Origin of the sequence: Oerskovia sp. NPDC060338, from assembly GCF_042726295.1 — a bacterium.
Lineage (GTDB): Bacteria > Actinomycetota > Actinomycetes > Actinomycetales > Cellulomonadaceae > Oerskovia > Oerskovia merdavium.
The window spans coordinates 26,437-49,838 of sequence record NZ_JBHXCQ010000021.1; the positions used below are offsets into that span (position 1 = coordinate 26,437).

32 protein-coding genes are annotated in these 23,402 nt (G+C 70.7%); 29 read left to right on the top strand and 3 right to left on the bottom strand.

The genetic code is table 11. From position 1 onward, the window contains the following. Positions 1-6 precede the first annotated feature (6 nt). Positions 7-558 (bottom strand): hypothetical protein, encoded by a 552-nt coding sequence (locus ACFWGN_RS20745; protein WP_377619583.1) that lies wholly within the window; start codon positions 556-558, stop codon positions 7-9. A 221-nt stretch (positions 559-779) separates the two neighbouring features. Between ACFWGN_RS20745 and ACFWGN_RS20750 the strand changes: the two genes are divergently transcribed. The 13 genes from ACFWGN_RS20750 (at position 780) to ACFWGN_RS20810 (ending at position 10,324) form a co-directional block, all read left to right on the top strand. After that, positions 780-1,103 (top strand): helix-turn-helix domain-containing protein, encoded by a 324-nt coding sequence (locus ACFWGN_RS20750; RefSeq protein ID WP_377619585.1) that lies wholly within the window; start codon positions 780-782, stop codon positions 1,101-1,103. 396 nt (positions 1,104-1,499) lie between these two features. After that, complete coding sequence (locus ACFWGN_RS20755; RefSeq protein WP_377619587.1) at positions 1,500-1,706, top strand: hypothetical protein; 207 nt, start codon at positions 1,500-1,502, stop codon at positions 1,704-1,706. Further along, positions 1,706-2,437, top strand: coding sequence for a hypothetical protein (locus ACFWGN_RS20760; RefSeq protein WP_377619589.1), 732 nt, complete (start codon positions 1,706-1,708; stop codon positions 2,435-2,437). The genes ACFWGN_RS20755 and ACFWGN_RS20760 overlap by 1 nt, the downstream gene beginning before the upstream one ends. Then, positions 2,434-2,832: a hypothetical protein gene (locus ACFWGN_RS20765; protein WP_377619591.1), complete on the top strand. Its 399-nt coding sequence runs from the start codon at positions 2,434-2,436 to the stop codon at positions 2,830-2,832. Before ACFWGN_RS20760 ends, ACFWGN_RS20765 begins: the two co-directional genes overlap by 4 nt. A 2-nt stretch (positions 2,833-2,834) precedes the next feature. Further along, positions 2,835-3,737, top strand: coding sequence for a hypothetical protein (locus ACFWGN_RS20770; RefSeq protein ID WP_377619593.1), 903 nt, complete (start codon positions 2,835-2,837; stop codon positions 3,735-3,737). After that, on the top strand, positions 3,734-4,114 hold the full coding sequence (locus ACFWGN_RS20775; RefSeq protein WP_377619595.1) for a hypothetical protein: 381 nt from the start codon (positions 3,734-3,736) through the stop codon (positions 4,112-4,114). Before ACFWGN_RS20770 ends, ACFWGN_RS20775 begins: the two co-directional genes overlap by 4 nt. After that, positions 4,111-4,311 carry a hypothetical protein gene (locus ACFWGN_RS20780; RefSeq protein WP_377619597.1) on the top strand — a complete coding sequence of 67 codons (201 nt, stop codon included), beginning with the start codon at positions 4,111-4,113 and terminating at the stop codon, positions 4,309-4,311. The genes ACFWGN_RS20775 and ACFWGN_RS20780 overlap by 4 nt, the downstream gene beginning before the upstream one ends. After that, on the top strand, positions 4,308-5,174 hold the full coding sequence (locus ACFWGN_RS20785) for a PD-(D/E)XK nuclease family protein (RefSeq protein ID WP_377619599.1): 867 nt from the start codon (positions 4,308-4,310) through the stop codon (positions 5,172-5,174). The genes ACFWGN_RS20780 and ACFWGN_RS20785 overlap by 4 nt, the downstream gene beginning before the upstream one ends. Positions 5,175-5,212: 38 nt before the next feature. Then, entirely contained in the window at positions 5,213-5,902 is a 690-nt protein-coding gene (locus ACFWGN_RS20790) for a hypothetical protein (RefSeq protein WP_377619601.1), read from the top strand. Between the two features lie 106 nt (positions 5,903-6,008). Then, a complete protein-coding gene (locus tag ACFWGN_RS20795; RefSeq protein WP_377619603.1) occupies positions 6,009-8,543 on the top strand; it encodes a phage/plasmid primase, P4 family in 2,535 nt (844 codons plus the stop codon). Between the two features lie 190 nt (positions 8,544-8,733). Next, positions 8,734-9,195, top strand: a complete 462-nt coding sequence (locus ACFWGN_RS20800) for a hypothetical protein (RefSeq protein ID WP_377619605.1) — start codon at positions 8,734-8,736, stop codon at positions 9,193-9,195. A gap of 17 nt (positions 9,196-9,212) precedes the next feature. After that, positions 9,213-9,791, top strand: coding sequence for a hypothetical protein (locus tag ACFWGN_RS20805; RefSeq protein WP_377619607.1), 579 nt, complete (start codon positions 9,213-9,215; stop codon positions 9,789-9,791). Beyond that, positions 9,788-10,324 carry a hypothetical protein gene (locus ACFWGN_RS20810; protein ID WP_377619608.1) on the top strand — a complete coding sequence of 179 codons (537 nt, stop codon included), beginning with the start codon at positions 9,788-9,790 and terminating at the stop codon, positions 10,322-10,324. The genes ACFWGN_RS20805 and ACFWGN_RS20810 overlap by 4 nt, the downstream gene beginning before the upstream one ends. Positions 10,325-10,328: 4 nt before the next feature. Here ACFWGN_RS20810 and ACFWGN_RS20815 read toward each other — a convergent pair whose 3' ends face one another. After that, positions 10,329-11,033 (bottom strand): hypothetical protein, encoded by a 705-nt coding sequence (locus ACFWGN_RS20815; protein ID WP_377619610.1) that lies wholly within the window; start codon positions 11,031-11,033, stop codon positions 10,329-10,331. Positions 11,034-11,220: 187 nt separating this feature from the next. Here ACFWGN_RS20815 and ACFWGN_RS20820 point away from each other — a divergent pair, with 187 nt between their 5' ends. The 7 genes from ACFWGN_RS20820 to ACFWGN_RS20850 all read left to right on the top strand — a co-directional run bounded on the left by ACFWGN_RS20820 (position 11,221) and on the right by ACFWGN_RS20850 (position 18,096). Beyond that, positions 11,221-12,042, top strand: a complete 822-nt coding sequence (locus ACFWGN_RS20820; protein ID WP_377619612.1) for a helix-turn-helix domain-containing protein — start codon at positions 11,221-11,223, stop codon at positions 12,040-12,042. 28 nt (positions 12,043-12,070) lie between these two features. Beyond that, a complete protein-coding gene (locus ACFWGN_RS20825) occupies positions 12,071-12,577 on the top strand; it encodes a hypothetical protein (RefSeq protein WP_377619613.1) in 507 nt (168 codons plus the stop codon). 89 nt (positions 12,578-12,666) lie between these two features. Beyond that, the gene (locus tag ACFWGN_RS20830) at positions 12,667-13,329 is read left to right on the top strand and encodes a hypothetical protein (RefSeq protein ID WP_377619614.1); all 663 of its coding nucleotides are present in this window, start codon (positions 12,667-12,669) and stop codon (positions 13,327-13,329) included. A 51-nt stretch (positions 13,330-13,380) separates the two neighbouring features. After that, positions 13,381-13,893, top strand: coding sequence for a hypothetical protein (locus tag ACFWGN_RS20835; RefSeq protein WP_377619616.1), 513 nt, complete (start codon positions 13,381-13,383; stop codon positions 13,891-13,893). After that, entirely contained in the window at positions 13,890-15,218 is a 1,329-nt protein-coding gene (locus tag ACFWGN_RS20840; protein WP_377619617.1) for a PBSX family phage terminase large subunit, read from the top strand. Before ACFWGN_RS20835 ends, ACFWGN_RS20840 begins: the two co-directional genes overlap by 4 nt. A gap of 14 nt (positions 15,219-15,232) precedes the next feature. Beyond that, positions 15,233-16,993 (top strand): phage portal protein, encoded by a 1,761-nt coding sequence (locus ACFWGN_RS20845; RefSeq protein ID WP_377619619.1) that lies wholly within the window; start codon positions 15,233-15,235, stop codon positions 16,991-16,993. A 2-nt stretch (positions 16,994-16,995) separates the two neighbouring features. Continuing rightward, on the top strand, positions 16,996-18,096 hold the full coding sequence (locus ACFWGN_RS20850) for a phage minor capsid protein (protein WP_377619621.1): 1,101 nt from the start codon (positions 16,996-16,998) through the stop codon (positions 18,094-18,096). A 4-nt stretch (positions 18,097-18,100) separates the two neighbouring features. On the opposite strand, the gene ACFWGN_RS20855 is transcribed toward ACFWGN_RS20850, so the two are convergent. Further along, the gene (locus tag ACFWGN_RS20855) at positions 18,101-18,289 is read right to left on the bottom strand and encodes a hypothetical protein (protein WP_377619623.1); all 189 of its coding nucleotides are present in this window, start codon (positions 18,287-18,289) and stop codon (positions 18,101-18,103) included. A gap of 102 nt (positions 18,290-18,391) precedes the next feature. On the opposite strand from ACFWGN_RS20855, the gene ACFWGN_RS20860 reads away from it, so the two are divergent. The 9 genes from ACFWGN_RS20860 to ACFWGN_RS20900 all read left to right on the top strand — a co-directional run bounded on the left by ACFWGN_RS20860 (position 18,392) and on the right by ACFWGN_RS20900 (position 23,402). Continuing rightward, on the top strand, positions 18,392-19,186 hold the full coding sequence (locus ACFWGN_RS20860; protein ID WP_377619625.1) for a hypothetical protein: 795 nt from the start codon (positions 18,392-18,394) through the stop codon (positions 19,184-19,186). A 22-nt stretch (positions 19,187-19,208) separates the two neighbouring features. Next, on the top strand, positions 19,209-20,087 hold the full coding sequence (locus tag ACFWGN_RS20865; RefSeq protein WP_377619626.1) for a N4-gp56 family major capsid protein: 879 nt from the start codon (positions 19,209-19,211) through the stop codon (positions 20,085-20,087). Between the two features lie 8 nt (positions 20,088-20,095). Further along, the gene (locus tag ACFWGN_RS20870) at positions 20,096-20,476 is read left to right on the top strand and encodes a hypothetical protein (protein ID WP_377619628.1); all 381 of its coding nucleotides are present in this window, start codon (positions 20,096-20,098) and stop codon (positions 20,474-20,476) included. 200 nt (positions 20,477-20,676) lie between these two features. After that, a complete protein-coding gene (locus ACFWGN_RS20875; protein WP_377619629.1) occupies positions 20,677-21,105 on the top strand; it encodes a hypothetical protein in 429 nt (142 codons plus the stop codon). Continuing rightward, a complete protein-coding gene (locus ACFWGN_RS20880) occupies positions 21,102-21,338 on the top strand; it encodes a hypothetical protein (protein ID WP_377619631.1) in 237 nt (78 codons plus the stop codon). The genes ACFWGN_RS20875 and ACFWGN_RS20880 overlap by 4 nt, the downstream gene beginning before the upstream one ends. Next, entirely contained in the window at positions 21,325-21,651 is a 327-nt protein-coding gene (locus tag ACFWGN_RS20885) for a hypothetical protein (RefSeq protein WP_377619632.1), read from the top strand. The genes ACFWGN_RS20880 and ACFWGN_RS20885 overlap by 14 nt, the downstream gene beginning before the upstream one ends. A 187-nt stretch (positions 21,652-21,838) precedes the next feature. Beyond that, positions 21,839-22,210: a hypothetical protein gene (locus ACFWGN_RS20890; protein ID WP_377619634.1), complete on the top strand. Its 372-nt coding sequence runs from the start codon at positions 21,839-21,841 to the stop codon at positions 22,208-22,210. 15 nt (positions 22,211-22,225) lie between these two features. Further along, on the top strand, positions 22,226-22,663 hold the full coding sequence (locus ACFWGN_RS20895; RefSeq protein ID WP_377619635.1) for a minor capsid protein: 438 nt from the start codon (positions 22,226-22,228) through the stop codon (positions 22,661-22,663). A 25-nt stretch (positions 22,664-22,688) separates the two neighbouring features. Beyond that, positions 22,689-23,402 carry a phage tail tube protein gene (locus ACFWGN_RS20900; protein WP_377619637.1) on the top strand — a complete coding sequence of 238 codons (714 nt, stop codon included), beginning with the start codon at positions 22,689-22,691 and terminating at the stop codon, positions 23,400-23,402.

A 23,402-nucleotide genomic window follows, 5' to 3' on the forward strand; every position in this document is an offset into this window, starting at 1 on the left:
AAGCCGTCACCTGCCCTCGTCGTCGCCCTCCGGACCGGGCTGCTCGACGTCGCGCTCGTCGCCCGTGCCGGCCGCGAACGGCTCGGCGTCGAGGGCGCCACTGTCGAGCTCGTCGTGCACCTGGTCGTACCTGTCCTGCAACGTAGCGGGCATCTCGGTCGAACGCTTGTTCGACATGCTGACGACGTTCGATTCACCTTCCTCCGCGACGAGCTCCCGCACGACGGCGAGCAGCAGCCGGCGATCGCGCGCGGCGAGGTTCGGGTCGCGCATCACCGCCTCGGTCACATCGACCGATGCCGGGCTCTCGACGTCGAACCCCATCGCCTGAAGGTTCGCGTCAATCACGACGCCGACGGGAAGCCCGAGCCCTGCGGCGAGCGCTCGGGTCTGCTTGGCGACCAGGTTCACGACGGGGCCCGACTTGATCCGGGACATGTTCTGCTCGGAGAGCTGATGACCGGCCGCACGGGCGCGCTTCACGACGTCGGGCTGGGTCCAGCCGTTGCGAGCCATGGTGTCTTCGATCAAGTCTCGCAGGGCGTTCGGGTTCGTCATGGATCGGGACTCTTCCACTGATTCGGTCGCGGTCGCTGCGCGCTGGACACCGGCTCTACAGGAACCGTGGACACCAAATCTAGCGGTCAACACCAACATAACGCCCGGCATCCGCGCAGGTCCGCCCATGCATGTTCGAGATTGCCTCTTGCGCAGGTGGACACCAGGAGTGCTACAGTCTCCATCATTCCTGGACACCACTACTGGAAGGATGTAGTCTCATGGCACTGGCAACCGCCACCCCGATCAGACCTACGGAGGTTTGGATGATCCTCAAGGACCTGAAGCAGCTGAAGAAGCTGATGGTCATCCAGGGGGACATCAGCGGTCGCGAGCTCGCCCGGGTCGCCGGGTACAGGTCGCACACGTACATGCAGCGCCTGCTGCGCGGCGAGGTGAGGACGCTCGAGGCAGAGCCCGCCCTTCGCATTGCGAAGCACTTCGGCGTCGGCGTGGACGACCTTTTCCTGGTTGGAACCTCCAGCAATGCTGGACGCGCACACCAGGGTTCCGGTACTGCAGCGACGCACAAGAGCGCTGCCTGATGAGCCTGACGACGGCCCCCCTGTACGTGCCGCGCGAGGAGGCCCTGACGCGGGCCGCCGAAGCGGTCGCCGAGGGCTGCCGTCTACGCGACTCCCTCCCCGTCGAGGAAGCCGCACGCCGAGCCCACAGGGCCGGCGGTCCACCGCTCGAAGAGTTGGAGCGGCGGATCCGCGCACAGCGCGAGCACTGGGGTCGCGCGATCGCGTCTTGACCCCGAGCACGACGAAGCCCCGCCAAACCTTCCGAGCCGACGGGGCTTCACCAACCAACGAGAGGAATCATCCCATGCGTCACCCCCGCATCACCGACTACCAGACCCGCCCCGGCGTCTACGACCTGGCCGCGTACTACGCGGACCTCGACAACTTCTACGCCTACGAGCTGGCGGTGGCCTGATGAGCACCAAAACGACGGCCCGCCACCGGGGCCCGGTGAACATGGCAGGCGAGGTCCGTGCGTACGACCTCGCCGCTACCGGCCAGGACGAGGAGCTGCGCGGCCGCCGCCACAAGCCGGGCGTCGCAGCCCGTGTGCGGTGCCTGCGCAACGCCTGGGAGTCCTCCGCCGAGCGTCGGGTCCTGAACCGGAAGGCGGCCTCCTGATGACCACCAGCATCGCCGCCGCGTCACGGGCCGCAGAGTCCGCTGCCCGCGCCCTGGCCGCCTATGTCCACGCCGTCGAGACCGGGCGGGACATCGCCTCGCACTACGAGGCCGCGGTCGCCGCAGCCCACACCTGGAAGAGCTCGACCGAAGGTCCCGTCGCGAATGCGGCCGAGGTGGCCGCAGGCCCCCTGTTCGTCGTGCGCGACATCACCTGCCCGACCTGCAGCTTCCCCGAGACCCGGTCGAGCATCGTCGGGCTCGGCGGTCAGGGACCTGACCGGACTGAGTGCCGACGGTGTGGCTGGTCCACGCACGCCAGGGTCACCCGCCCGAAGGTCGCGATTGCCCCCGTCGACCCGACCGGCACCAAGGGCTTGCTGTACCGCGCGTCGTGCGAGCACTGCGTGTGGACGGCCGACCCGACTGCGAAGTCGCACCTGCAGCAGGTCGAGGCGCCCCTGCACCGTCAGGCGCACCGCGACGGCCGCGCCCCGGTCTGCCATGTCGTGGTCGGGCTCACCGAGTCGGCCGACGACTGGACGTGGGCGTGCGGCTGCGGCGCCTCGACCGATTCGGGCTGGCACGGCTTCCCGTTCGAGTTCTCGGCAGCAGATGCCGCCCTCGACGCGGTCGAGCACGGCCACCAGGGCGACATCGACGTGGCCGCGGACCTGCGCCACGCGGCTCGCGAGCAGATCGCGCTCCGTACTGGAAGGGGCGTCCGATGACGGCGCACGACTTCCGCCTGCAGCTGCAGCAGGACCGGCACGACGAGCAGGTCTGCGACCGGTGCGACGTCGTCGTCGAGGTCCTCGACCACGGCGTGTGCGACGACTGCGTGGACGAGCTCACGATCGCGGGCCTCCGCGTGGTGTTCGCCGCACACGAGCCCGTCGACCTGGACGTCCCGGTTGAATACTGGCCCACCGGCGAGCCCTCCCCTGCGGCGTCCCCGCTCGGCATCGTCCTCGTCTTCACGGTCGCGCTCGTCCTCATGCTCGCCGGCCTCGCCGTCGCGTGGACGGCGCCCCGCCTGTCGGGTGGGCACCTCATCGCTGGGCCCGGGCTCGTCGTCGCTGGCGGCGCCCTCATCGGCCGGCTACTGACCGTGCGGGGGTGGTGAGTGTGAGCACCCAGACGTCGCAGTACCGCAAGCGGTACCTCCTCGACCGGTCCCGCGGCATCACCCGTACCGTCCCCGCCGACCCCGTGCGTGAGCACCTCGACACGCTCCACCGGTGCGGCCTGTCATACCAGGCGATCGCCGATGCGTCCCGGATCGCGAAGGCCACGATCCACCGGATCGCGAAGGGGGGCACCGTCAGGGTGAACGCGAGTGTCGCCCTCCAGCTCCTGGCCGTCCGGCCCGCACAGGCGCTCACCCGGTCCAACCCGGCAGCGTTCGTCCCGAACCTCGGGGCGCGCCGACGCATACGGGCGCTGCTCGCCGCTGGGTGGCGCCACGTCGACATCACCGCCGCAGCCGGGTACGCGGGCCAGACGCCCCGCAGCGCGATCATCCTGCACCAGCAGGGCGATTGGATCGCACGCGAGACGCACGACTCGATCGTCCGCGCCTACCAGTCGCTCGCGGGCAGCCTCGGTCCGGGCGACCTGACTCGCAGGCGGGCACTCGCCACGGGGTACGCACCGCCCGCGGCGTGGGACGACGAGCTTCTCGACGACGCGACCGCGCTACCCGCACCGGGGTGGCGCCCCGGCGAGTGCAAGACCCCAGGGTGCACCGCGGACCCAGCCCCAGCTCACGCCGGCGCATGCAAGCGGTGCTACGACCGCAAGCGTGACAAGCGCCGCCCGGGCGCCCCGAAGCCACGGGTCGACCTCGACGAGTTCATGTTGCTCATCAACGCCGACGAGTACCCGCTGCGCGCCGCGCAACGCCTCGGCGTGTCGATCGGGGCCATCAACCAGGCCGCGGTCCGCGCGGGCCGCAAGGACGTCACCCGCATCACCCAGTCCATCACGAAGTCCCAGCGCACCAGCACCCTCGAAGGAGCAGCATCATGACCGCGAAGCCCACCCCTCCCCCGGCCCCGTCCGACGCCGAAGCCGACGACGTCGTCGCGCTCGAGCAGCTCGTCACCGAGTACACGAAGCTCGGCGCCGAGCTCGAGCACATCGCCGAACGCCGCGACACGATCAAGGCGATCCTCGCCCGCCGGTTCGCCCCGGGCACGACGACCCCGGTCGGCGAGCACAAGGTGCAGGTCAAGTCCGGCACCCGCCGACTGAACACGACCCGACTCGCCACCGCGTACCCGGTGGTGCAGCACCCCGACCTGTACGAGCCGCGCATCTCCACGGCAGCCGTGAAGGCACACCTCGCCCCCATCGCTCTCGCCGAGTTCTACGACGCCGGCGCCCCCACGGTCGTGATCCTGTGACCACCACCGGCACCGGGCGCCTCGAGCCCTCCCCCGCCGGGTTCACCAGCGCGAACGTCGTCGACGGCCCGCTCCAAGCCCTCACGCCCGACGTCGTCCACGCAGCCACCCTGCAGGTCTGCGCGCGTGCGACCAGCACCGACGACGCCCGCGACCTCCTCACCACGCTCGGCCTCCTGCAGGAGGTCGCCGCGTGAGCGCCCTGTCCGTGTCCGTCACTCACCGTCCCGACGCACGCCCGCAGGGCCTCGACCCCGAGGGGCGGGTCCGCTACCAGGGCGGGGACCCCGCCCCGGCGCTCGGTGAGTTGCGCGACGTCATCGAGCACGCCATCACCCACCACCCCCGGTCGCTGCAGCGCACCATCGGGCCTTCGGAGATCGGGACGCCGTGCGAGCACTGCCTCGCCGCGAAGCTCGCCGGGTGGGAGCAGACCCGGGACGGCATCCCGTGGCTGCCCACGATCGGGACCGCGACCCACGCCTGGCTCGAGGACGCGTTCATCGCCCACGAGCTCGACCGGAACCGCCGTGAGCATGTGGGGTTCCGGTGGGTCACCGAGGAGCGCGTCATGGTCGGGCACATCGGTGGCCGGGAGATCTGGGGGTCGACCGACCTCCTCGACACCGCCGTCGGGATGACGGTCGATTGGAAGGTCGTCGGCTCCTCCACCCTCAAGGCCGCGAAGGCCGGCCCGTCTCCGGTGTACCGGGTGCAGGCCGACCTGTACGCCAAGGGGTGGAACGACGCCGGCGTCAGGGTCGACCACGTCGCGATCGCGTACCTCCCGAGGAACGCGGTCTCCCTCGACCAGGCCGTGTGGTGGCATGCCCCGCACGACCGGGCGCGCGCCGAGCAGGCTCTGGCGCGCGCCGAGCGCCTCCACACGAACCTCGCGGCGCTCGAGTCCATCTCGACGGCGGCGCGGGACGCGTGGATCACGCAGCTGCCCCGCGACGCGCGCTGCTACGACTGCGCCCGCTTCCCCGACGGCGCGCACCTGACCGCCCCCGGGCACACCAACTCCCCACAGGCCGCGTTCAGCGACCTCCTGGGCTGAGCACCACCAACCGCAGTTCCGACACCAAGGAGAAGACCATGACCACCACCACGCCTTCCGCAGACGAGTTCCTCCTCGGCGGCTCCTCCGGGAAGTCCGCCTTCGGGAAGAACGACCCGATCGGCACCACCATCACCGGCACCATCGTCTCGACCGAGGTCCGCCAGCAGACCGACATCGCGACCGGTGAGCTCCTCACCTGGGACAACGGCGACCCGCGCATGCAGCTCGTCGTCGCCCTGCAGACCGACGAGCGCATCAGCGAGGACGACGAGGGGGTCCGCGCCGTCTACGTGAAGGGCTCCAAGGCGTTCGGGTCGAAGTCCCTGCACGACGCCGTCCGCGCCGCCGTGCAGGACGCCGGTGCGAAGGGCATCGAACCGGGCGGGGCGCTGACGGTGTCCCTGATCGGCACGGAGCCGTCGAAGACCCGTGGGTTCTCCGACCGCAAGCTCTGGGGCGCGCAGTATGCGGCACCGGACCGTGCGGCGCAGACGGGCGGCTTCCTCGGCACGACGGCCCCCGCACCCACGACCCCGGCGCCCGTCGAAGACCCGGTCGCCGCCGCCCCGGCCCCGGTGGCAGCACCGGCGCCCGCTGCGCCGACCGGTGAGGACGCCGCAGCGAAGGCCCGGCAGCTCATCGCGCTCGGCATCGACGACGCCACGATCGCGGGCGCCACCGGCCTCGGAACCGACGTCGTCGCGATCCTGCGCACCGCCGCCTGACACCAGGCACCCCGCCCACGCAGGCGTGCAGCCCGTTCGAGACGGGCGCGGGGACCACCAGCAGCAGCAGCACCCACAGACCAGCAGCACGGAGGCACCGCACACCATGACCGGCCCGGACATCCTCACCACAGCCCTCGACCTCCACGCTCACGGGTACTCCGTCCTGCCCATCCGCCCCGACGGCTCCAAGGCCCCCACCATCCCCTGGAAGCCGTACATCACCGACCGTGCCACCGAAAACCAGGTCCGCGCCTGGTTCACCGACACCACCAACGGGCTCGCCGCCGTCCAGGGACACGTCTCCGGCAACGCCGTCCTCATCGAGCTCGAGGGCCGCGCCGCCGCGTCCCTGCCCGACCTCGCCGCCCTCGCGCACGACACCGGCCTCAGCGACCTCTGGGCACGCATCACCACCGGGTGGCTCGAGCAGTCGCCCTCCGGCGGGTTCCACTTCCACGTCCGCGTCGAGTCCCACCAGCCCGTCCTCGGCAACCAGAAGCTCGCCCGCCGCCCGAGCACGCCCGACGAGCTCGCGGCGGCCCCCGGCGCCCGCGTCCAGGTCCTCGCCGAGACCCGCGGCGAAGGTGGGTACGTCGTCGTCGCGCCGACGCCCGGCACGCACCACCCCTCCGGACTCCCCTGGGTGCGCCTCGCCGGCGGGCCTGCCACCGCGCCCGTCCTGACCGTCGACGAGCTCGAAGCGTTCCTCACGCTCGTGCGCACCCTCGACGAGGCCCCCGCCCCCCAGATCCCGGCCCGCGCCGAGAGCGCCCTGCGCGACCCCGCTGACGGTGTCACCCCCGGCGACGACTACGAGACCCGGACCGACTGGGCCGACATCCTCCTGCCCCACGGCTGGACCCTCGTCGCCGCCCGCGGACGCACCAGGTACTGGCGGCGCCCCGGGAAGACCACCGGCCTCTGGTCCGCGTCGACCGGGCACGCCGACGACCGCGACCGCCTCTTCGTCTTCTCCTCAAGCACCGACTTCGAGCAGGAGGTCCCGTACACCAAGCTCGGCGCCTACGCCCTCCTCGAGCACGGCGGGGACCACGCCGCCGCGGCCCGCGAGCTGCGGCGCACCGGGTTCGGCGAGCAGGCCACCCGCCTGCGCCCCGTCCCGCACGGCCCCGGGCGCGACTTCGACGACATCCTCGGTACGCACGGCGCCACCGCCCTGCAGCCCACCCCCACGCCAGCACCGCAGTTGCGCGCCGTGCCCGACCCCACACCGCGCGACGCCGAGCCCAACCAGGACAACACCGCACTCCTCCTCGTCGACGCCCACGCCCACGACGTCCGGTACTGCGCCGGCCGCGGCTCCTGGCTCACCTGGAACGGGCACCGCTGGGAAACCGACGACCGCGAACTCATCCGCGAGCACACCCGCGAGATCGCCCGCCGCCTGCCCATCGGCGAAGGCTGGACCCGGTACACCAACAGCGCTCTCTCAGCCTCCGGCGTCTCCGGCGTCGTCCGCCTCGCCCAGTCCGACGCCCGCGTCGTCGCACCCATCGACCGCCTCGACGCCCACCCCTACGAGCTCAACACCCCCCACGGCATCGTCAACCTCCGCACCGGGACACTGTCCCCACCGGACCCCGACCGCCTCCACACCCGCGCCACCACCGTCGCCCCCGACTTCACCGCACCCCACCCCCTGTGGGACCGGTTCCTCGCCGACACCTTCGCCGGCGACCCCGAGATGATCGCGTTCATCGCCCGCGCCCTCGGCCTGTCCCTCGTCGGCCAAGTCCTCGAGCAGGTCTTCTTCTTCGCCTTCGGCGCCGGCGCGAACGGCAAGACCACCATGCTGTCCGTCGTCCAGCACATCGTCGGACTCGGCAACGGCGGGTACGCCGCCTCCGCCCCCGCCGAGATGCTCCTCGCCACTAAGAACCACGGCCACCCCGCCGAGCTCGCACGCCTATCCGGTCAGCGTCTGACCGTCACCAGCGAGCTCGACGACGGGCAACGCTTCGACGAGGCGAGGATCAAGCAGCTGTCCGGCAAGGACACGATCAGCGCCCGTTTCATGAACCGCGACTGGTTCGACTTCACCCCCACACACACCCTGTGGCTCCTCGCCAACCACCAGCCGCAGGTCCGCGTCGGCGGCCTCGCGTTCTGGCGACGCGTGATCATGATCCCGTTCGTCCACACGGTCCCCGAGGACAAGCGCATCAAGGACCTCGAGGAACGCCTCATCGCCGAGGAGGGCCCCGCGATCCTCGCGTGGTGCCTGCGTGGAGCCGCCGACTACTTCGCCCGCGGCCTGGCCGTCCCCGAGTCCGTGCGAGCAGCGACCACCGCGTACGAGACCGGGCAGAACACCGTCGCGAGCTTCGTCGAGGACTGCGCCGAGATCGGCGACCCGAACGCCCAGCACATGAAGGTCCGCTCCTCCGAGGTTCGGGCCGCGTACGAGCGCTGGTGCCTCGACGAGGGCGTCGAGCCCGTGCCCGCCCGGTCCTTCACGCTCGCGCTCAAGTCCCAATTCGGAGTCCTGTCTGAGCGGTCCATGAGTGCCCGCTACCTCGCCGGAATCCGCCTCGTCGAAGCGTCATCAGATGCGTCATCAGAAGCGTCATCGGACGGGCCAACAGCGGCCACCTGGTTCAACCCGGAGGGGTGGTGAGCCCCATGCATGACGCATCTACCCCGATCCATGACGCATCGAATGACACTTCGGGATCAGCGTTTGCGCAGGTCAACGCCCCCCATGACGCATATGACGCAACTTCTGTAGTGAGTGCTCTACACCCGCGCACATGCGCGCCTAGAGCGGCTTACCCCCAAAACCGCCGAAGCGTCATGGACGGCCCCCGATGACCGCCCTCTTCGACCTCGACAACCCCACCCCCGCGACCCGCCGCGACCCTTCCACGCCCGCATGGGTGATCGCGTTCGAAACCCGCACCGGGGCCACCGCAACCCTCGCCGGCGGACGCGCCATCCCCCGCCCCTGCAGCTCGTGCCGCGCCTGGACCCTCACCGGATACGACGCCCCCCTCATCGCCGACACCGCCACCGTCGACCCCTACGCCGCCACACCCCTCCAAGAAGCCGCCGCCCTCATCCTCGCGGTCGCCACCTACCAGCTCTGGGGCACACCCGGCCGCTACCACCTCACCCCCCGCCACCTCCCCGGCCTCCGCATCCTCGGCCACCACCCACCCGCCACCCACGTCACCGTCGTCATCGCCCACACCTGCCGACCCCCACTCGCCACACAACCCCTCCCCGCCCTCCGACCCTCACCCCGCTACGACGGCCCACCACCGTTCTGACCCCGAAGGAGCACCACATGACCACGCCCCGCGTCGTCGGCCTCGACCTCTCCCTGACGTCCACCGGCATCGCCTCCACCGGCACCGCCAACGGCGTCCCCTACGCCGCCGTCGACCGCATCACCACCAAGCCCTCCGGCGACACCATCCGCGCCCGCACCGCACGCCTCAACCACATCGTCGACGCCATCCACGGATGGGTCGCAGCCGACACCGACCTCGTCGTCATCGAAGGCCCCGCCCTCGCCAGCCGAAGCCCCCACACCCACGACCGCTCCGGCCTCTGGTGGCTCGTCGTCAACCGCCTCATCGCCAACGACTACCCCGTCGTGATCGTCCCGCCCAGCTCACGCGCCAAGTACGCCACCGGCAAGGGCAACGCCGCGAAAGACGCCGTTCTCGCCGCCGTCGTCCGCCGCTACCCCGACATCGACGTCACCGGCAACGACGAAGCCGACGCCCTCATCCTCGCCGCCATGGGCGCCCGATCCCTCGGCCACCCCATCGAAGCCGGCGGCATCAACGGCCTCCCCAAGGCACACCTCGACGCCATGACCAAGATCGCCTGGACCTCCACGGAAGGACTCGCAGCATGACCGTCGACACCGGCCGCACGATCGAGTACCGCGGCACCCACTTCCTCACCGTCGGCAAGGGCACCCTCCACTGCCAGACCTGCCTGCAGACCACCCACGACCAAATCAGCCACGCCACCAAGCACGCCGAGGAGGCCGCGGCCGGGACGTCCCTGGACCGGTCCGCGCATGGTGGCGGCGGTGAGGTGGATGCGGGGTTCCGGGGCGCGCTGGCCGAGCTCGCGGACGTGTGGTCTGCGCGCGATGGGCGTCACTGGCTCGACGAGGTCGCGCTCGCAGCTCACCCGGAATCCGGGACAGACTTGTCCGTGCTCACGGTCCCGTCCGGCGGCGTGAAGATGCTGCGCGAGACCCTCGCCCGAGCCCAAGCGGCCCTCGCGCGGCGTCCGATGAGCTCGAGCGTGCGCGCCGACATCGACCGTCTGGGCGCCCTGATCCGGCAGTGCGACGTGAACCGGCCGCTCGGGCCCGACAGGGAGCACGGCGACCGGCGCACCGCGACGTGCGGGTGCGAGGGCGGCGAGACCTCGTGATCCACTACTCAGGAGCCGAGCCGACCTCCTGGAGCATCGCCAAAGCTCGACGCCCAAACGCCGTCAACTGCCACTCCTCCGCACGACCATCCTTGAGATCCCCCCAAGTGGTCCCACCAGTTGCGGTCGCCTGCCTAGCAAGGCCTTCACTCTCAAGGCCCGCGAGCAGACGGGGGAGAATCTGGCGCCACTCCCCGACCCGATCAGCAAGGGCATCCACGGTCGCGACCTCGTCCATCGCACCCAGGACTTCAAGTATGCGGGCATGCGGCGGAGTGAGACTTGCGAGCGCATCGATCAGATGCCGAGACTCTTCGATCTTCGTCCCATCGGCAAGTAGCCCCTGGACGAGAGCACGACCCATCACGACAACGGCCTCTGGGACCCGTGACCGAGTAGCCGCCTCTGCCGTCTCGTACGCCAGCTCTTGCGCCTCCTCGGACACAGATATCAACGAGGCAAGCGCCTCGACCCCTCCTGCTTCCGTTGTTGCGGCCTCGAGCATCGCCCCCACCCTGCGCGCACGGGGCCGAGTGATCTCCAGCACCGACGCACCAAGAGCGCGAGCTGCAAGCGGTGCGAATGCCGTCACAAACGCCAGCGGACCTGGTACGCCGAAACCGAGAGCAATCAGCCCCTGCACGACCATCTCGCCACCGACACCCTTCATGTCCGGCGCGATCAGGTCTTCGTCCCGTTCATCGTTCATGCCCGGAGTCTCCCAGGGCTGTCAACCCGCTTTGCGAACCGCTCGATGCCGCCAATGCGCCACCAAGCCACGCCCGCAACCTTGACCACCCAGCCCGTTGTTCAAGGTTCCGCCCACAACCTTGGACAACGGGCCCCGCCGCGCAACCCCCAGCCGCCCCGCCCGCACCACCGCCCGGAGGACCCCCGTGATCGACGTCGAGCCCCTCTACACCACCGCCCGCGAGCTCACCCAGCTCCTGCCCCGCCTCGCCCACCTCGTCGGCGCACTGTCGAACGCCGACCGACCTGACGGCCCGACGTCGCGCCCCGACGTGCACCGCATCCCCTGGAACACGCCCGCCGCCACGGTGTTCTTCGACGTCCACGCCGACGTCCGCACCTACGAGAACGCCCTCACGCTCCTCCTGCACGGCCGCGCGAAGTACCGGGCCGGCTCGGACGCCGACACCCTCGACGCCGTCAGCCGGCTGCCCGTCCTCATCGCGCACGCCCTCGACGCCGGCCACGGCGACCACTGGGACGTCATCGACGCCGCGAAGGCGCTCACCCGGTGGCCGCGCCTCGTACGCGCCGTCCTCGACGAAGCACGCCCCGACGAGCAGCCGTGGACGAAGGCGCCCGGCAACTTGGTCTGCCCGCACTGCGAGGACCGCCTCGAGCTCGCACCCGGCTGGTCCGACCACCCCGAGAGCGCGGACCTGCACTGCCGCCCCTGCACCGCGACGACCGGGACCCCGGTGCGGTGGGCACCCGCCCAGTGGACGCCGCTCGTCCCCGCCGACGGCGACGAGCCCCTCGTCGACGAGCACGGCGTGCAGCTCGTCACCGCCCGCGAGGCCGCCGAGATGTTCGCGACGTCGGCGGACCTGCTGCACGTGTGGGTTCACCGCGGCCACATCGCCCCCGCGTCACGCCGCGAGTCCGACGGGGCGCGCCTGTTCCGCGTCTCCGACATCGAGGCCCGGCTCGTCGCCGCGGGTCGGCTCCGCGATCGGGTCGCAGCGTGATGTCGGTGGCAGAGCCTAGATTCTGCCCATGAACCTTCTCGAGCTACGCGACACCATCATCAACTCGTCCATCGATGACTGGCACAACGTCACCGTCGGCCCCTACTTCACCGACGCACCCGACATTGACGAGGACACCGTCGAACAGCACCAGGAACTCATGGTCTACCGCTCCGACATCGACGTCACGATCCAGCACGGCCTGCGCGCACGGGGCTATGACCAGATCAAGAAGGCTACGCAGCTGTGGCACGACGCGCACTTTCCCGACCCTGCTGCGCACGTCGAATTCGTGGACGTCTTCTGGCGTGGCGTCCTGGTCGACCGCGAGCACGTGGTCACGGTCGACGGCGGGCGCGCATCGATCCCCATGGGGATCCGGGACACGCTGAACTACGTCTCAGGTAAGCCGCGTCCCGAGAAGTTCGAGTTCGCCTACAGGGCGACGAGGTGGCAGGCCGCGCTGGCGCGTCTCGTTGACGGTGACCGCGACTGGGCGGACTACACGAAGCGGGCGGGCATCGTCGTCAACTAGAGGCCAACGGTGTCACGGCTCCATGACTTCTCGCTTGTCATGAAGCCGTGACACCAGAGCGAATGACATCCATGTGATTCGCTTGTAAGGTGGTGCGCACCACCACCATGCCCACCAAGCCCCCGTCGAGCCTCGCCGCTCCGGGGGCTTCGTCGTTCTCCACCGGTACCCTCTCCATCGTGATGAACTGGGAGATGTGGATCCACGGCTACGCCAAGAACTGGCACGACGCGTTCGAAATCCTCGGGGCCGTCGGCTCAGCCGCTGCGGCGGTCGTCGCCGTATGGCTCGCCTCCCGGGAACGCGTCGACCGCAAGGCTGCTGAGAAGGACCGCGACATCGCCCGATCGGCACAGCTAAAAGCCGAGCAGGCAGAAGCGAAGCGGGATCGCGAAGCGCAGGCGCGCAAGGTATCGGTTCGCGCCGACTACGAAACCCGAGCCGCGACGCTCTTTGAGTCGTCCTCGTACTACATGATCGAAGAGTACATAGAAGTCAAGAACTACTCGGAGCTCCCTATTACCAACGTCACCGTTGGCTATCGCCATCCTGACGGATCAAAACACGTATCTAAGACGGCCACGTTCCTCGGACCGGGTGCCGCTGTCACCGGTACCCTTCCGCCTCGAGATCCCGAGACCGAATCCCGCATCGACGTGGACGGGGCCTACGTGCTTTTCCGAGACCTCGCCGGACTTGTCTGGGAGCGATACATGGACGGCCGGCTAGTCGCAGGTCGAATCGACGAGTAGTAGCCAGCCCGCTCGGCGCTGTGATACCCCGGCGAGAGCAGGTGATTCCACGTGCCCGCAGCCCGCCCCTGGACTACCGACGACGACCAACAGTTGCGCGACCTCGCCGCCGCCGGGCGCTCCGTGCGCGACATCGCGGACGACCTCGACCGTTCCAAGACCGCCGTCGGGCGCCGCATGCAACGCCTCGACATCCAGGTCGACCGCACCCGCACCCTCGCCGCCACCCGAGCCAACGTCACCGACGCCAAGGGCCGGCGCGCCGCCCTCGAGGTGGCGCTCCTCGGTGACGCCGAGCGCCTGCGCACCCAGCTGTGGCAGCCGCACCGGTACTGGGACTGGGGAGGCAAGGACCACGACTTCGACGAGATGACCGCGGCCGAGCCGACGCCGACGGACAAGCTCAAGCTCATCCAGGCCGCTGGCGTAGCTCTCGACCGGTCGCTGAAGATCGCGGTGCACGACGCCGACGGCGGCCACACGGAGGCGGTGAGCATGCTCGACGGGATCGCCGCGGCGATCGCTGCCGCGGCGGACCAGATGCCCGAGCAGGACGCGACATGACCGCGCTCGTCGTCACGCAGGCCGTCATCACCGCCGTCCTCGCCGGCCTGTCCCCCAGGCAGGTCTGGTCGATCGCTCGCGCCGTCGCGCGCGTCAACCTATGGACCGGGTCCATCCGCTCCGGGAAGACCATCGCCTCGCTCCTCGCCTGGCTGATCTTCGTCTCCCATGCACCCCGCGGCGGCGAGCTCGTCGTCATCGGCCGCACCCGCGAGTCCATCGCCCGCAACGTCTTCGGCCCCCTCAAGGACCCCTCCCTGTACGGGATGCTCGCCCGGCACGTGTCCTACACCGCCGGCGCACCCACGGGCACGATCCTCGGGCGCACCGTGCACGTCCTTGGCGCGTCCGACTCCCGCGCCGAAGCCGTCCTGCGCGGCCTGACCGTCGCCGGCGCGTACGTCGACGAGGCCACCCTCGTCGCCGAAGCGTTCTGGACCCAGCTCATCGGCCGCATGAGCGTGCCCGGCGCCAGGCTCTTCGCCACGACCAACCCGGACGGGCCCGCGCACTGGCTCAAGCGGCAAGTCATCGACCGCGCCACCGAGCTCGGCTACCTCGTGTTCCGGTTCCGCCTCGCTGACAACACCCACCTCGACCCCGCGTACGTCGCCCAGATCACCCGCGAGTACGTCGGCCTCTGGTACCGGCGGTTCATCCTCGGTGAGTGGGTCCAGGCCGCCGGCGCCGTGTACGAGACCTGGGACCCCGCACGCCAGGTCATCCCCGCCGCCGACCTGCCCGTCATGGACCGGGTCCTGGCGATGGGCGCGGACTACGGCGACCAGCACGCCACCCGCGGGTACCTCCTCGGCATCGGACCCGACACGCGCCCCGGTAGGGACGGGCAGGATCGCCTGTACGTGCTGGACGAGTGGCGGCCCGGGCACATGACGGTCGGGCAGCACGCGACAGACCTGCGGGAGTGGCTCGCGTCGCGTCCGATGGATGCGTGGCGGGCCCCGGAGTGGATCGCCGTCGACAGTGCGGCCGCGAGCTTCCGGCACCAGCTGTTCCACGACGGCGTGCCCGGCGTCCGCAACGCCCACAAGGCCGTCCTGCCCGGCATCCAGACCCTCGCGTCCCTCCTCGCCGTCGACCGCCTCGTCGTCGCCGACACCTGCACCCAGCTCATCGACCGCATCCCCGGGTACGTCTGGGACGACAAGGCCACCGCGCGCGGCGAAACCGCACCCGTGAAGGCCGATGACGACGAGGTCGACGCGCTGCGGTACGCGATCTACACGACCCGCCAGGACTGGCGTTCCCGCATCCCCATCGCCCCCGCCATGGACAACGCGCCTGGTGAGGGCACCGACTCGTAGGGAGGACACCACGCATGCCGCTCCCCGCCAACGGCACCCCCTGGCCGCCGCGACAGCTCGAGAAGATCATGCCGGACATCGCGACGTGGTCCGCCTGGTACGAAGGCACCCCGGAGGCTCTCTCGCGGGCGTACGGCGGCCGGACGACCAACGGCCCCACCGAGGGCGCGAACTCGCGCGTGGGGGGCGTGCGCGGGCTCCTGCGCCGCTTCTGGTGGGGCCGGACCGTGGACGCGTCGACGGAGCGCCCCGACCAACTGCACGTCCCGATCGCGTCCGACCTATGCCGGGCGTCCGCGGACCTGCTGTACGCCGAGCCCCCGACCCTGACCGTCACCGACGGGCAGGATGGTGCGGCGAGCGCGACGCAGGAGCGCCTCAATACGTACGTCGACGACGGTTTCCACGGCACCCTCGCCACCGGCGCGGAGGTCGGGGCCGCCTTATCGGGCCGGTACCACCGTGTCACCTGGGACCAGACCATCCTCGACCGCCCGTTCCTGACGACAGTCGACGCCGACGCGGCCCTGCCCGAGTTCCGGTGGGGCCGCCTCGTCGCGGTCACGTTCTGGCACGTCCTGTCCGCGGACGGGCAGACCGTGTACCGGCACCTCGAACGGCACGAGCTCGACGCCACCGGGCACGGTCTCATCCTCCACGGCCTGTACCAGGGCACCGCGGCAGACCTCGGCATGGCCGTCCCCCTGACCGACCACGCCGCGACCGCCGGCCTCGCACCCCTGGTCGACGAGACCGGTGCGCTCGTGGCCGGTCGCACCCCGGGCCTGTGCGTCGAGTACATCCCGAACCAGACCCCGCAGCGGCGGTGGCGCCGCGACCCGATCGGGCAGTACCTCGGCCGGTCCGACCTCGACGGCGTCGAGCAGCTCATGGATGCCCTCGACGAAGCGTACTCCTCGCTCATGCGGGATGTGCGCCTGGGCAAGTCGCGGATCATCGTGCCCCAGCACATGCTGACCAACACCGGGCCTGGGCAGGGCGCGGGGTTCAACCTCGACCGTGAGGTGTACGAGGGCCTGGCGATGCCGACCCCTGAGGACGGCAAGGACCAGATCACCCCGCAGCAGTTCTCGATTCGCGTTGACGAGCACCTGCGCACGTGCGCGGACCTGACGCTGCGGATCGTGCAGACCGCGGGGTACTCGGCGCAGACCCTGGGCGAGACCGACACGGGCACGATGACGGCGACCGAGGTCCATGCTCGGGAGCGTCGCTCGTACCTGACACGGGACCGCAAGATCCGCCTCGAGCGGCCTGCCGTGGCTCGCCTCGCGCAGAAGATGCTTTCGATCGACCAGGCGGTGTTCAACACCCAGGGGATCGTCGTGCAGCCCGTCACGGTCACGTTCAGCGACACCGTGCAGGACAGCATGCTCGAGCTCGCGCAGACCGTGCAGGCCCTCGAGATCGCGCGGGCTGCGTCGACCGAGACGAAGGTGACGTTGCTGCACCCGGACTGGGGTGACGACGAGGTGAAGGCCGAGGTCGTACTGATCAACGCGCAGTACGCGCTGACGGTCACCGACCCCGACGCACCCCCGCCCGGCACCGAGAGCACGGAGACCGGGGACGGCATCGACCCGGCCGCGGTGAAGGCGCAGGCCGACGCCATGGGTGTCCTCATCCGCGCCGGCGTGAAGTCCGACGACGCCGCCGAAGCCACCGGCCTCGACGGCGTCGAGTTCACGGGCGCCGTCCCGACGTCGCTGCGCCTACCAGAAGGTGACGCGGCCGGGCTCGAAGGGCAGCAGTAGCCGTGCCGATCGACCCGGGGTTTGGGGAGCGCCTCGCACGCCGCGTCAGCCTGCTGTTCGCGGACGCTGAACTGTCCCTGCTGCGCCGCATCCGTGACGCCATCAGGGAGGGCATCGACGGCCCGCACTGGGCGGCCCGCAAGGCCGGCCAGCTCGAGCAGCTACGCACCCGCATCGACCTCGACCTGGCCGGACTATCCGAGGCCGCATCCGCGGAGACCCGCAAGGTCATCTTCGACGCGTTCGGCATCGGCCAGGACCTCGCCTCGATCGACCTCGAGCGCGCGGGCGTCGACGTGCGGATCGCGTCGGCCACGCAGGCCGCGGTCGAGGTGATCGCGGCGGACACGATCCGCCCCCTGACGGAGATGCTGCCGGTCGTGCTGCGCGCGACGCAGGACATCTACCAGCGGACCGTCGCGGACGCCTCCGCCGGCGTCCTCCTCGGCGTGAACACGCGCCGAGAGGCGGCACAGCAGGCCCTGAAGCGGTTCGCCGGGCACGGGGTGCGCGGCTTCGTCGACAAGGCGGGGCGCTCGTGGGCCATGGAGTCCTACGCCGAGATGGCCGTGCGCACTGGTGCGGGGCGGGCCGCGGTCGAGGGGCACGTGACGCGGCTCGCCGAGCACGGCCTGGATCTCGTCGTGGTCTCGGACGCGCCGCGGGAGTGCCCGAAGTGTCGGCCCTGGGAGGGGAAGATTCTCTCGATCTCGGGCGGTCTGGTCGGGTCGGTCGAGGTGGCGTCCACCACGAGCGACGAGCGTGTGACGGTCCGGGTCGCAGGGTCGGTCGCGGATGCGCGCGCGGCGGGGTTGCAGCACCCGAACTGCCGGCACTCCCTCAGCGCCTACCTGCCCGGTGCGACGCGAGTCCCGGCCGCGACCGGCACGCAGGCCGGGTACGTGATCCAGCAGCGGCAGCGTGAGCTCGAGCGCGGCATCCGGAAGTGGAAGCTGCGCGAGGTTGGCGCGATTGACGACGGCGCCGAACTGGCCGCGCGGGCGAAGGTTCGGGAGTGGCAGGCGGCGCTCCGGGCGCACCTTGCGGAGCACCCGGAGCTGAAGCGTCAGACCGCCCGTGAACAGATCGGACGAGCCCGCTAGAGGGTCAGAACACGCTGTCCGCGACGTCGTACTCCACCGGCTCCTTCGAGAGCAGGCGGTGCGCCATCGCGAGATTCTTCGCAGCCTCAGCTTCGGCGGTGAGTGCTGCAACGGTCGTGCGGTCCGCTGCCCGCACCGCAACCTTCTCGATCGCTTCTCGGAGCGCCGCCTGCGTTTCCTCGATCGTTGCCATGTTGTCTCCCTTGCTGTGCCGTCGCGCCGGGTGCGCGTCGGCCTTTGCCGCGAACTTAGCGGCCCCCACCCACACCACGACCCGAACCCGGGAGGTTCAGTCATGCCCACGAAGTCCCGCCCCATCGCCCGCCCGTTCATGCGCCCGAACGGCCTCCACCCGCGTTATGAGCGCCTGCGGCTCATGACCGCCGACACCAGCACGGCAGGCACCCCTGGTGCCGGTGCGGCCGGGACGAGCGGCACGACCGCCACGGCCAACCAGACCACCACTGACGCGGGTAACACTGCAGGTCAGGACGCTGCGCAGGCCACCACGACCGCGACGAGCGGCACCGAGTGGGACGGCAAGGTCGAGTCCCTGCCGTCCGGCGCCCAGACCCTCATCGAGAAGCTCCGCAAGGAGGCCGGCGACTCCCGCGTCAACGCGAAGCAGAGCGCCGCCGCCGAAGCCCGCGATGCCCTCCTGAAGGAGCTCGGCCTGGTGAAGGACGGTGAGGCCGCCCCGGACCCGGCGAAGCTCGCCCAGGACCTCACCGCGGCGCGGGACGATGCACGCCTCGTGCGCGTCGAGCTCGCCGTGTTTCGAACCGCCGGCACCCACCAGGCCGACCCGTCGGCCCTCCTCGACTCCCGTGCCTTCCTGGCGAAGATCACGGACCTCGACCCCACCGCCGCGGACTTCACGACGAAGGTCGACGTCGCCATCAAGGCGGCCATCAGCGACAACCCGAAGCTCCTCGCGGCCCAGGCGGCCGGGGCGAGCAGCGTCGACCATGCCGGCGGGTCCGGCGAAGGCGCGATCACGGCCGAGCGGTTCGCCGCGATGACGCCCACGGAGAAGAACGCCCTGTTCCACTCCGACCCCGCCCTGTACCGCAAGCTGACCGGCCGCTGAGCCGGCAGAAAGAGAGCCCACCATGGCCAAGACCACTCGTGCCGACCTGTACGCCCCCGAGGTCTGGGAAGACCTCGCGCAGGCCCAGTTCACCGGTGCCGCGATCGTCGGGACCTCCACGGCCGTCGTGAACGACGACACCCTCGTCGGGCAGCCCGGCGAGACCGTCGAGTTCCCGGCGTGGATGGAGCTCGGCGAGCTCGACGACCTCACCGAGGGCACCGCGATCGTCCCCGAGCGCCTCACCCAGAAGAGCTCGAAGGCCACCATCAAGGAGGCTGGCAAGGGCGTCGAGATCACCGACAAGGCGAAGCTCGTCGGTATCGGCAACGCCCAGGACGAGGCGATCCGCCAGTTCGGGGTCCTCGCGGCCCGCAAGGTCGACGCCGACCTCATCACCGCGGCGCAGGCCGTGGTCGCCGGCGGCATCACGTACGCCGACGGGACCGCAGCCACGGCGTCGTCCCCGCTGCTGCACACGATCACTGGCGGCCTCATCACGTGGCCCGGCCTGGTCGACGGGCTCGAGAAGTTCGGCGACGACTTCGAGCCGTCGGAGTTCTCCGGCCTGTACATCCGCGCCGAGCAGCGCTCCCAGATCATGAAGGACGACACCTTCATCAAGGCGTCCGACCTCGGCGCCGGCGGCGAGGGCACGATGGTGCGTCGCGGGTTCATCGGCGAGGTCGCGGGTCTGCCCGTGTTCGTCACGAACCGCCTCGCGGCCGGCAAGTCGCTGGTCCTGAAGAAGAACAGCCTGGGCCTGCTGAACAAGCGCCGTCCGATCGTCGAGCAGGACCGTGACATCCTCGCCCGCACGGACGTCGTCACGACGAACCTGCACTACGCGACGAAGCGCCTGAACGACAAGGGCGTCCTCGTCGTCACGATCGGCGCCTGATCGTGGGGATGCTGATCCGTCGGCACCGCGCGAAGCCGGGTACCGCTGAGGTGGTCCTGGACGTGCCGAACGGCAACGCGTCGAAGGGCGAGTGGAAGGCGTTCGCGCTGGCCATGGGGGCGACCGAGGAGGACGTCGCAGGGCTGACGCGTGACAAGCTGCGCGAGCAGTACACGCCGACGCCGAACCTCTTCGACCCGGGCGAGCACGAGCCGGCCGAGGTGTTCGCGTACCTCGCGGGCCTGGACGACACGGACCCCGAGGTGCACGACGCCGAGGTGGTCCGGGTCTTCGAGGCCGAGAAGGCCGGCAAGAACCGGGCGGAGGTCCTCGAACTGATCGGGGGCACGCCCGCTCCGACCGGTGAGCAGACGCCGCCGGCCGAGTGAGACCGGCGTGCTGGGCAGGACCCGCCCCCCTGCCCGGCGCGCCACCCCCAGCCTGTGGTGGGGGCGTCAACACGAGCCCGGTGACACCTCCTGCACGTCTCGTGAAGGCCGCTCGGGGCCGCCAATGCCGGGATGCTTCCAGCCCTGCCATGAGCGCGACCTGCGCCCCCACCACACCCCCATGACAGGAGGACCCCGTCGTGCTGATCTACGCCACCCCCGAAGAGCTCGCCGCCCCGCCGTGGTCCTCGACCCCGACGAACGCGCCCGCACTTCTGCGGTCCGCGTCCGTCCTGGTCACCCAGGCCACGCGCGGCACCGTGTACGACGTCGACGCCACCGGGATGCCCACCGCTCCCCTGGTGCTCGGGGCGTTCCGTGACGCGGTCTGCTCTCAGGCCGTCACGTGGGCGGCCCTGGGTATCGACCCGACGGCCGTCGGCGTGGAGACGGGCTCGGCGGGGCGGGTCATCGCGTCGAAGGGCCTGGGGCCGGCGTCGATCTCGTATGCCGGCTCGGACGCTGCGGCTGCGCGTCGTGCCCTGGTGTCGACGTCGCTGTCGGCTGAGGCGCGCGGGATCCTCGACGCGGCCAGCCTCCTGAACCGCACGGTGCGGGTGCGGGGATGAGCGCGGAAGGGCGGGCCGTCGAGGACGCACTCGTCGCGGCGGTACTCGCCTCGAACCCGGGCGCGATCGTCACGGGGTTCGTCATCGTCGCCGAGGTCGCTACCGCGGATGACCCGAACTGCACGGCGTTCGTGCACGACGCCGCGCCGGGCCAGTCTGTGGCGCAGTCCCTCGGGCTCCTCGACATCGGGCTGCGGTACCACCGTCGACGGATCGGGTATGACGATGAATGAGCTCGAGGAGTTCTTCGTCCACGAGGTGGTCCTGGCCCCGCTCGTCGGGTCGGGCGGGTACGGCGACGTCCACGGCCCGCTGACGGACCCCATCCCCTGCCTGGTCGACGACCGCACGCAGCTCGTGCGCGACCGCACCGGCGCCGAGGTTGTGTCGTCGTCCACCGTGTACGCGGGCCCGGACGCACCGGACGGTCCGCCCGGGTCGCTCGTGACTCTGCCGTCGGGTCGGGTCGCGACGGTCATCACGCAGGCCCGCCGCACGTCGGGTGGCCTTGGGCTGCCGGACCACGTGGAGTGGGCGCTGACCTGACCGATGACGCATGGATGACGCATCGGGTGACGCATGCGCCCGAATGTCTCCGCAGGTCGCAGGCCCTGATGACGCATATGACGCAACTTCTGCAATGAGGTCACCACACGCGCCCGCGCATGCGCCCGTGGAGCGCGAACTTCAGAAGATGCGTCATGCGTCATGACCTGCGGTTATACCTCCTGCGATGCGTCATCGGGGGTGGACAGTGGCCCAGGCGTTCACGTTCACGGCTGGCGACAGCGACGCCGTCGGGCGCCTTCGAACCGGCCGTGACCGCGGCGTCTACCTCGCCGGCGAACAGATCCTGACGACGTCGAACCAGCGTGTCCCCCACGAAGAAGGCACCCTCGAACGCTCCGGTGCGACGTCGCCCGTCGAGGACGGGTACGTCACGATCTCGTACGACACCGTGTACGCCGCCCGCCAGCACGAGGACCTGTCCCTGCGCCACGACGACGGCCGGCAAGCGAAGTACCTCGAGACCGCCATGGCCGACAACGTCGACGTGGCCCGCGCCCTCATCGCCCAGGCCATCCGCGCCGAGCTCGGCACCTGAAAGGGGGACGTCACCGTGGGCTTCACCAGCGACCTCCTGACCGGCCTCGCCGAACACCTCGCCAACGCAGGCATCGGCCTCACGTGGCGCCCAACCGGCGTGTACACCGCGGGCGAGACCGGGATCCTGCTGCAGACCGTCCCGCCCACACCCGATCGGGTCGTGGTCCTGACCCCGTACCCCGTGACAGCAGGCGCACGCTCCGACGTCGTCCAGGGCGTGCAGGTCCGGTGCCGGGCCACCCCCGGCTCCCCGACCCCCGTGCTCGACCTCGACGACGCGATCTACAACGTCCTGCACGGCGCCGAGAACCTGCACCTGGGCCCGGTCGTCGTCGCGCACGCGTGGCGGGCGTCGGCCACGCCCCTCGGCCCGGACCAGAACCGGCGCCACGAGACCAGCTCGAACTACTACCTCACGACGGCGCACCCCTCCGCGCACGTCACCGACTGACCGACCAGCACGGAAGGACCATCCCATGGACACCCTGAACCCCACCGTCAACAGCATCTGGCGCCTCGACGTCGACCTCACCCCCGAGACCCCGGACTTCGTCCAGGTCCGGGCCATGCAGAACTTCGTGCCCGGCATCAACTCCACCGTGCAGGACTCCTCGGACTACGACTCCGAGGGATGGGGGTCGGACGCCGTCACCCTCCGCAAGGCCCAGCCCACCGCGACGCTCCTGCGCAAGGAGAACCCGACGACGGGCGCCTACGACCCGGGTCAGGAAGCCCTGCGGCAGGCGTCGGAAGACCTCGAGCTCGTCCACATCCGCTGGTACGAGCGCAAGGTCGGCGGGCAGGCATGGGAGGGGTACGCGCTCGTGCAGTGGGCGCCGTCCGGCGGCACGGTCGAGGGCCTGCAGGCCGTCGCGGTGACCCTGCTCGTGCAGGGCAAGCCGGAGAAGATCGCAAACCCGACTGCGGCGACCACGCTCCCGGTCGTCACCACGGCCCTGCCGTCCGGCGCGGTCGCGGGGGCCCAGGTCACGATCACCGGCACCAACTTCACCGGCACGACCGGCGCCGCGGGCGTGAAGTTCGGGGCCGCGAACGCGACCTCGTACGTCGTGGTCAACGCGACCACGATCGTCGCGGTCCTCCCTGCCGGGTCGGCCGGGTCCGCGCCCGTCATCGTCACCAACGGTGTCGGGGCGTCGGCCCCGCTCGCGTACACGCGCGGCGCCTGA

What these genes read in the sequence shown, in the direction of transcription:
- ACFWGN_RS20745 (WP_377619583.1), bottom strand. Translation starts at nt 558, where the DNA reads ATGACGAACCCGAACGCCCTGCGAGACTTGATCGAAGACACCATGGCT.
- ACFWGN_RS20750 (WP_377619585.1), top strand. Translation starts at nt 780, where the DNA reads ATGGCACTGGCAACCGCCACCCCGATCAGACCTACGGAGGTTTGGATG.
- ACFWGN_RS20755 (WP_377619587.1), top strand. Translation starts at nt 1,500, where the DNA reads ATGAGCACCAAAACGACGGCCCGCCACCGGGGCCCGGTGAACATGGCA.
- ACFWGN_RS20760 (WP_377619589.1), top strand. Translation starts at nt 1,706, where the DNA reads ATGACCACCAGCATCGCCGCCGCGTCACGGGCCGCAGAGTCCGCTGCC.
- ACFWGN_RS20765 (WP_377619591.1), top strand. Translation starts at nt 2,434, where the DNA reads ATGACGGCGCACGACTTCCGCCTGCAGCTGCAGCAGGACCGGCACGAC.
- ACFWGN_RS20775 (WP_377619595.1), top strand. Translation starts at nt 3,734, where the DNA reads ATGACCGCGAAGCCCACCCCTCCCCCGGCCCCGTCCGACGCCGAAGCC.
- ACFWGN_RS20790 (WP_377619601.1), top strand. Translation starts at nt 5,213, where the DNA reads ATGACCACCACCACGCCTTCCGCAGACGAGTTCCTCCTCGGCGGCTCC.
- ACFWGN_RS20795 (WP_377619603.1), top strand. Translation starts at nt 6,009, where the DNA reads ATGACCGGCCCGGACATCCTCACCACAGCCCTCGACCTCCACGCTCAC.
- ACFWGN_RS20800 (WP_377619605.1), top strand. Translation starts at nt 8,734, where the DNA reads ATGACCGCCCTCTTCGACCTCGACAACCCCACCCCCGCGACCCGCCGC.
- ACFWGN_RS20805 (WP_377619607.1), top strand. Translation starts at nt 9,213, where the DNA reads ATGACCACGCCCCGCGTCGTCGGCCTCGACCTCTCCCTGACGTCCACC.
- ACFWGN_RS20810 (WP_377619608.1), top strand. Translation starts at nt 9,788, where the DNA reads ATGACCGTCGACACCGGCCGCACGATCGAGTACCGCGGCACCCACTTC.
- ACFWGN_RS20815 (WP_377619610.1), bottom strand. Translation starts at nt 11,033, where the DNA reads ATGAACGATGAACGGGACGAAGACCTGATCGCGCCGGACATGAAGGGT.
- ACFWGN_RS20825 (WP_377619613.1), top strand. Translation starts at nt 12,071, where the DNA reads ATGAACCTTCTCGAGCTACGCGACACCATCATCAACTCGTCCATCGAT.
- ACFWGN_RS20840 (WP_377619617.1), top strand. Translation starts at nt 13,890, where the DNA reads ATGACCGCGCTCGTCGTCACGCAGGCCGTCATCACCGCCGTCCTCGCC.
- ACFWGN_RS20845 (WP_377619619.1), top strand. Translation starts at nt 15,233, where the DNA reads ATGCCGCTCCCCGCCAACGGCACCCCCTGGCCGCCGCGACAGCTCGAG.
- ACFWGN_RS20855 (WP_377619623.1), bottom strand. Translation starts at nt 18,289, where the DNA reads ATGGCAACGATCGAGGAAACGCAGGCGGCGCTCCGAGAAGCGATCGAG.
- ACFWGN_RS20860 (WP_377619625.1), top strand. Translation starts at nt 18,392, where the DNA reads ATGCCCACGAAGTCCCGCCCCATCGCCCGCCCGTTCATGCGCCCGAAC.
- ACFWGN_RS20865 (WP_377619626.1), top strand. Translation starts at nt 19,209, where the DNA reads ATGGCCAAGACCACTCGTGCCGACCTGTACGCCCCCGAGGTCTGGGAA.
- ACFWGN_RS20870 (WP_377619628.1), top strand. Translation starts at nt 20,096, where the DNA reads ATGCTGATCCGTCGGCACCGCGCGAAGCCGGGTACCGCTGAGGTGGTC.
- ACFWGN_RS20880 (WP_377619631.1), top strand. Translation starts at nt 21,102, where the DNA reads ATGAGCGCGGAAGGGCGGGCCGTCGAGGACGCACTCGTCGCGGCGGTA.
- ACFWGN_RS20885 (WP_377619632.1), top strand. Translation starts at nt 21,325, where the DNA reads ATGACGATGAATGAGCTCGAGGAGTTCTTCGTCCACGAGGTGGTCCTG.
- ACFWGN_RS20890 (WP_377619634.1), top strand. Translation starts at nt 21,839, where the DNA reads ATGCGTCATCGGGGGTGGACAGTGGCCCAGGCGTTCACGTTCACGGCT.
- ACFWGN_RS20900 (WP_377619637.1), top strand. Translation starts at nt 22,689, where the DNA reads ATGGACACCCTGAACCCCACCGTCAACAGCATCTGGCGCCTCGACGTC.